Raw genomic sequence first — 6,251 nt, forward strand, 5'->3', positions numbered from 1 at the left:
ATGTGCCGACCTCATCGCTGGCAAGCCAGCTCCCACAGGGACTCTGACCGGCTTGAAGGAATGTCTGTAGTCCAAGTGCTAATTTCTAAAGGTCCTTTCAGCAAACCACGTAGGGCAAATCTGAATTTCCCGTCACCTGCTCAGCACCCCTTGCCCCTCATGCAGAATCGCCCGCCCTCACACTGCAGAGAGACATCGGATGTTCGCGCCTGCCAATCAACCGCGTTTCACGTTGACACTCGAAGGCGCCCGGCATGACCTCAAAGTCCTTGAGTTCACGGGCAGGGAAGCCATCAGCCAACCCTTTCGCTTCGAGCTGGAACTGGTCAGCGAGCGGCCGGACCTGGATCTGGAAAGCCTGCTGCATGGTCAGGCGTTTCTGAGTTTCGATGCTCAGGGTTGCGGTATTCATGGTCAGATCTATCAGGTCGGGCAGGGCGACTCCGGGAAACGTCTGACACGCTATCACCTCAGCCTTGTCCCGCGTCTGACGTATCTGGGGCATCGCATCAACCAGCGTATTTTTCAGCATCAGAGCGTGCCGCAGATCATCACGCAGATCCTCAAGGACCATTCGATCCTGCGCGATGCCTTTGAATTTCGCCTGGGCAGCGAATATCCGGAGCGCGAATACTGCGTGCAATACGCCGAAAGCGATCTGGCCTTTATCCAGCGCCTGTGTGCCGAAGTCGGCATTCATTACCACTTTCAACACAGCCCCGAAGGCCATTTGCTGGTGTTCGGCGACGACCAGACTGTATTCCCCAAGCTGCCCGCGCCAACGCTGTATTTGCCGGGCAGCGGCATGTCGGCTGGCGCGCCGGCGATTCAACGTTTTAACGTGCGCGTGGAAACCCGCACCAGCGTCGTTACCCGGCGCGACTACAACTTCGAAAAACCACGGCTGTCTCTGGAAAGTCGCAGTGACGGCGAGCAGCGTCCAGTGCTGGAGGACTACCTCTTTCCGGGCCAATTCAACGATCGCGAAACCGGCAGACACCTGACGCGCCGCGCGCTGGAACGGCACGTTGCCGATTACCGTCAGGCCGAGGGCAGCAGCGACGAGTCTTCATTGGTCTGCGGGCATTTTCTGCAACTCACCGAGCATCCGCGCAGCGACTGGAATGATCTGTGGTTGCTCACCTGTGTCGAGCATCGCGGCCGTCAGCCGCAGGTGCTTGAGGAATCGGTGACCAGCGATGGCGAATCCTTCCAGGGCTACCGCAATACTTTCGTCGCCACGCCGTGGGACGTGGTCTTTCGTCCGGCGCTGTGCCCGGAAAAACCGCGCATGTCGGGCTACCAACCTGCCGTGGTCACCGGCCCGAAAGACCTGGAAATCCATTGCGATGAATATGGCCGGGTCAAAGTGCAACTGGCCTGGGATCGTGATGGCGAACTCAACGAGCACTCCAGTTGCTGGCTGCGCGTCGCGACCGGTTGGGCTCACGATCACTACGGCAGCGTGTTGATTCCGCGAGTCGGCATGGAAGTGCTGGTCGGCTTCATTGATGGCGATGCCGACAAGCCGCTGGTCATGGGGTGTCTGCCGAATGCGGCGACCCCGGTGCCGCTGGATCTGCCGGCAGACAAGACCCGAAGCGTGTTCCGCAGCCAGAGCAGCCCAGGCGGTGGCGGTTATAACGAACTGCGCATCGAGGATAAAAAAGGCGCCGAGGAAATCTACCTGCGTGCCCAGCGCAACTGGACCCAGCATGTGCTCAATGACCAGCAGTTGCAGGTTGATAATCAGCGCAGTGTGGTGGTCACAGGGACTGCCCGCCATGAACTCAAGGCCGACGAACAGCGCATCACCCACGGCCAGCGCCAGACCGAAGTCAGGCAGGATGATCATTTGTCCGTGCTCGGCGACCGACAGGTTCGGGTAAACAGCCAGGCCACCAGCGCCTCGGCGCAGATCCATATCAGCGCAGGCCAGCAAGTGGTCATTGATGGCGGCGCGAGCGCGACGATTCAGGCCGGCGGACAGTGGATCAACATCGGCCCCGGCGGAATTTTCAGCAGCGTGCCGATTGTTGTGGGTGGCTCGCCAATGGCGGCAACGAGTGCGGCACCGGTGGTGCCGGGCTTGCCGGAGAAACTGGCCGCTGCGCCGGCGGCGGTTCTCATCGCGGCACAGATCATGAGTCTCAAAGGTGATGCGCCTTTCTGCGAAGAGTGTGAGCGGTGCAAGGACGGTGTCTGTGCAGCCTGAACAAATGACGCCCGAACAATGGCTGGCACGGCAGCCGCTGCATGCGTCGGAACAACTGTTCGCCATTTTCAGCCGCGCCAGCGACGCCAATGCATTCAAAGCTTGGCAGGGCACAGCGAATCCAGTCTGGGCCGAGACCATTTATGCCGAGTGGGACGCGGTGATGCCCTATGTGGGAATTGTCGCTGCAGACAGTGAGTTTTTACGTTGGGTGGCGGAAACAGAATCCCGGGATTGGGGATGGTTGGCGGTGTCTTCGGCAGATTTGGAAGTGCTGGTCGAACATTTCCGCAGCCTGACTCAAGTGCTGATGCCGGACGGTAAAGCGGTGTTTTTCCGCTTTTGGGATGGTCGGTTTCTGCTGCCTCTTTTGCACTCTGACGAGGTCATTCCCGCGCAATGGCTGCCAGTCGTTTCACGAGCCTTGATCAATGGCCAGGCCATTGAAATCGGGGGCCGTGCGCTGGTTTCGGGGCGGGTCTTTCCGTGGTGGAGCGTGCCGCAATCGCTGTTGGCGCAGACTGATGCAAGCGTACGCATCGCCAATGCTTTGCAATGGCTGAGCGAGGAGCAACCGGCCGTGTTCGAGGCGTTTCCCGAGGCTGTTTTGCGCTGCAAGGTCGGGCAGTTTTTCAAATTATCGATGTCGGAAGATTCGTCACGATCGGCGCTTCTGGAGTTTTTGCTGGCAGAGGCAGAGTGAAATTTCGGGGCAAACGCTTCGGACGTTTCCTTCGAATCGCGGTGGCTTTCATGAACTGGTGCGTGGTGAGTTGCAGGGATAGTCTTTTCGTTGTCACTGCGAGAGCGGTGGCAGGGTGAAGGATCCCCGCATTCATGACGTTACAGTTCGTTGGCTTTTTGCGGCACTTGGTTCAAGTCCGTAAGATCGTTCGCGGCGGCTGTGCGTGGGGCACGCTTCGGCGTGGCCGAGGTCCATGATTGCTCGGTTCCTACTCCTGCGCACAGCTGCCACCCTAACCCGTAGGAAGGTGTGATGGCGGCTCACCTTTATCAATCATGGGGCCCGGAAAATGACCAATATGCATACTGATTCACCCTACGAAAAAATCACGCCTCACCCCGACAACCGCTTCATGGCCCTCACCGGCAATTGCAGCGACATGCCCAGCCTGTTCGTCGACACTCACGTGCCCCTCGACATCCTCATGGACGCTGCCAACCACCGCATCCGCGCCGTGGTCCAGGTCTTGGAAAACATGTGCATGCGCGGCTCGATCGAATGCGACTCCGTGATCCTCAGCGACTTCGCCCTGCTGTGCGCCATCCCATTGCGTGATGGCTGTGATGTGCTGGATGTCATCGGCAAGCGCTTGCGCAGCTTGCCCGCCTGAAGATCGAAAGGCCGCAGCCTTCGGCAGAGTGAGCGCCTATCCCATGTAGGAGCCGCCGAAGGCTGCGATCTTTTGATTGATTGAAATCGGGGGGTCAGTCAGAGATGTAGGCATCTTGGGTTTTGATAAAGCGGTTGAACGCTTCGGAGTTGTAGATCTTCAGGCACGCAAGGAACACCACTTTTTCATTTGAGTGTTTGCTGCGTGAAGGTGTCTGCTGGTAAGCCGCCGATATGTAGCTCAGTGTTTCTTTATAGGGATCGTGCAGCACTTGCAGCGTGTCTTCATTTTGCAGGATGGTATGCATGCCTTTGCCCATGAACGAATAGGCATTGGCGGACAGTGCAATGTCTTTTTCCAGCGCTGAGCGTTCGTTGAATGGCTTCAGGATGCAGTGGCTCAGCCCGTAGTTCTTTAGTGTCTGGCGTGCCTGTTCAATGTGGGTTTCGTCGGCAAGGGCGAGGTATGGACTAAGAAGGCCGAGTAAACAGATGATCAGATATCGCATGAATTTTTGACTTCCTGTCGTTGATGGTTAGCCAGTTTAACGCCATAAAAGCAAAGCCCCTCACCCTAGCCCTCTCCCAGAGGGAGAGGGGACTGACCGAGTTGTCTGGGTGATGTATCCCGACCTGCGACTTCAGGGGTGAACTTCGCTTGGCCAAGCCTGGATGGTGGTGTTCTTTCTGGGGACTGGTCGTGTGACGACTTGCGACTTGGGCGCTTATCTACGCTTGGCCAAGCCTGAGATCAAGTCGATCACTCAGGTCGATGTAACTCGCAAGATCACCACCGTCAGTCCCCTCTCCCTCCGGGAGAGGGTTAGGGTGAGGGGCAGGCTTTTGTCCGCTCAGCCGCCAGCCCCTGACTTGCCGCCCGGTAAAAGGTAAACTTTGCGGCCCTCGCAGGAGCAGCCATGAATTATCGTCACGCCTTCCATGCCGGCAATCACGCCGATGTGTTCAAACACCTGACCTTGACCCGCCTCATCGCTCTGATGTCGCGCAAGGAGCAGCCGTTTGCCTATCTCGACACGCACGCCGGCATTGGTCTGTATGACTTGCACGGCGATCAGGCCAATCGCACCGGCGAGTACCTGGAGGGCATTGCGCGGTTGTGGGATCAGCCGGACCTGCCGGCGCTGACCGCTGATTACATGAAGGTGCTGCACGAGATGAACCCGGATGGCCAGTTGCGCTACTACCCGGGTTCGCCGGAGCTGGCGCGGCGCCTGACGCGGCCGCAGGATCGGGTGACGCTCAACGAGAAGCATCCCGAAGATGGCGTGTTGCTCAAGGACAACATGGCCGGCGATCGTCGGGTAAAAGTGCATCTGGGCGAGGGCTGGCACGTGGCGCGGGCGATGTTGCCGGTGCAGGAGAAGCGCGCGGTGATGCTGATCGATCCGCCGTTCGAGCAACTGGACGAGATGCAGCGTTGCGCGGCGTCGATGAAAGAAGCCATCGGCCGCATGCGCCAGACCGTGGCAGCGATCTGGTATCCGGTGAAGGATCAGCGTGCACTGCGGCGTTTCTATCAGGACCTGGCAGGTACCGGTGCGCCGAAGTTGCTGCGTGTGGAGCTGCTGGTGCATCCACTGGACACGCCGAACAGCCTGAACGGTTCCGGGCTGGCGATCGCCAATCCGCCGTGGGGGCTGGAGGAAGAATTGCGTGAGCTGCTGCCGTGGTTGTCGAAGAAGCTGGGGCAGACTCAGGGTGGCTGGCAGATGGATTGGCTGATTGCCGAGAGCTGATCGCCGAGCGATCGTTCCCACGCTCCGCGTGGGAATGCCTCAATGGACGCTCTGCGTCCGCTGTCAGGACGCGGAGCGTCCCGGGCTGCATTCCCACGCAGAGCGTGGGAACGATCAGTCGGGCTAGTTGCCCGCCAGGCTCGCAGGCATGCACACGCCGGTGCCGCCAATCCCGCAATAACCCTCAGGGTTCTTCGCCAGATATTGCTGGTGATACGTCTCGGCGAAGTACACGGTCGGCGCCTGTTCGATCTCGGTGCTGATTTCGCCCAGACCCGCCTTCGACAGTTCCGCCTGATACACAGCCTTGCTCTTCAGCGCCGCGTCCAGATGCTCAGGCGAGGTCGCGTAGATCACCGAGCGGTACTGAGTGCCGATGTCGTTGCCCTGACGCATGCCCTGAGTCGGGTTGTGCAGTTCCCAGAACATCGCCAGCAGCTCTTCATAGTTGACTTGGGCCTTGTCATACACCACCAATACCACTTCGGCGTGGCCGGTCAGGCCCGAGCAGACTTCTTCGTACGTCGGATTCGGCGTGAAGCCGCCGGCGTAACCGACCACGGTGCTGACCACACCTTCGCGCTGCCAGAAACGTCGTTCCGCGCCCCAGAAGCAACCCAGACCGAAAATCGCAAAGTCGACGTCCTGAAAGAATGGACCGAGCAGCGGGGTGTCTTCGAAGACGAAGTGTTTTTCCGGCAGGGTCATCGCGGTTTCGCGGCCGGGCAGGGCTTGTTCTTTGGTTGGAAGCACGTTTTTGTTCACCAGAATTTCCGAGCGCAGAACCATGAGCGTTCCTCTCAGTCAGGTTGGAGGTAAAAAGTCAGACCGCCAGTGTGCCGAATGATGCCGAGTTAATCACTACCCAATGTAGGAGCTGCCGAAGGCTGCGATCTTTTGATTTTGCTTTTTAAAAACCAGATCA

General features: G+C 58.8%; 6 protein-coding genes. 4 read left to right on the forward strand and 2 right to left on the reverse strand.

All coding sequences use genetic code 11. From position 1 onward, the window contains the following. Positions 1 to 199 precede the first annotated feature (199 nt). From tssI to F8N49_RS24385, 3 genes are all read left to right on the forward strand, one after another. Positions 200 to 2,215, forward strand: coding sequence for a type VI secretion system tip protein TssI/VgrG (tssI, locus tag F8N49_RS24375; RefSeq protein ID WP_151552925.1), 2,016 nt, complete (start codon positions 200 to 202; stop codon positions 2,213 to 2,215). 4 nt (positions 2,216 to 2,219) lie between these two features. Continuing rightward, positions 2,220 to 2,918 (forward strand): DUF4123 domain-containing protein, encoded by a 699-nt coding sequence (locus F8N49_RS24380; RefSeq protein ID WP_372241047.1) that lies wholly within the window; start codon positions 2,220 to 2,222, stop codon positions 2,916 to 2,918. A 331-nt stretch (positions 2,919 to 3,249) separates the two neighbouring features. Further along, complete coding sequence (locus F8N49_RS24385; RefSeq protein ID WP_122751665.1) at positions 3,250 to 3,570, forward strand: hypothetical protein; 321 nt, start codon at positions 3,250 to 3,252, stop codon at positions 3,568 to 3,570. A 94-nt stretch (positions 3,571 to 3,664) separates the two neighbouring features. Here F8N49_RS24385 and F8N49_RS24390 read toward each other — a convergent pair whose 3' ends face one another. Beyond that, complete coding sequence (locus F8N49_RS24390) at positions 3,665 to 4,078, reverse strand: hypothetical protein (protein ID WP_151552931.1); 414 nt, start codon at positions 4,076 to 4,078, stop codon at positions 3,665 to 3,667. Between the two features lie 408 nt (positions 4,079 to 4,486). Between F8N49_RS24390 and F8N49_RS24395 the strand changes: the two genes are divergently transcribed. Continuing rightward, complete coding sequence (locus F8N49_RS24395; RefSeq protein ID WP_151552934.1) at positions 4,487 to 5,326, forward strand: 23S rRNA (adenine(2030)-N(6))-methyltransferase RlmJ; 840 nt, start codon at positions 4,487 to 4,489, stop codon at positions 5,324 to 5,326. Positions 5,327 to 5,449: 123 nt separating this feature from the next. Here the strand turns inward: F8N49_RS24395 and msrA are convergent, their stop codons facing one another. After that, on the reverse strand, positions 5,450 to 6,115 hold the full coding sequence (gene msrA, locus F8N49_RS24400; protein WP_151552936.1) for a peptide-methionine (S)-S-oxide reductase MsrA: 666 nt from the start codon (positions 6,113 to 6,115) through the stop codon (positions 5,450 to 5,452). Between the last annotated feature and the right edge of the window lie 136 nt (positions 6,116 to 6,251).

The sequence above is a fragment of the Pseudomonas sp. GXM4 genome, from assembly GCF_008923895.1.
GTDB classification, from domain to species: domain Bacteria; phylum Pseudomonadota; class Gammaproteobacteria; order Pseudomonadales; family Pseudomonadaceae; genus Aquipseudomonas; species Aquipseudomonas atacamensis.

What these genes read in the sequence shown, in the direction of transcription:
- tssI (WP_151552925.1), top strand. Translation starts at nt 200, where the DNA reads ATGTTCGCGCCTGCCAATCAACCGCGTTTCACGTTGACACTCGAAGGC.
- F8N49_RS24380 (WP_372241047.1), top strand. Translation starts at nt 2,220, where the DNA reads ATGACGCCCGAACAATGGCTGGCACGGCAGCCGCTGCATGCGTCGGAA.
- F8N49_RS24385 (WP_122751665.1), top strand. Translation starts at nt 3,250, where the DNA reads ATGACCAATATGCATACTGATTCACCCTACGAAAAAATCACGCCTCAC.
- F8N49_RS24390 (WP_151552931.1), bottom strand. Translation starts at nt 4,078, where the DNA reads ATGCGATATCTGATCATCTGTTTACTCGGCCTTCTTAGTCCATACCTC.
- F8N49_RS24395 (WP_151552934.1), top strand. Translation starts at nt 4,487, where the DNA reads ATGAATTATCGTCACGCCTTCCATGCCGGCAATCACGCCGATGTGTTC.
- msrA (WP_151552936.1), bottom strand. Translation starts at nt 6,115, where the DNA reads ATGGTTCTGCGCTCGGAAATTCTGGTGAACAAAAACGTGCTTCCAACC.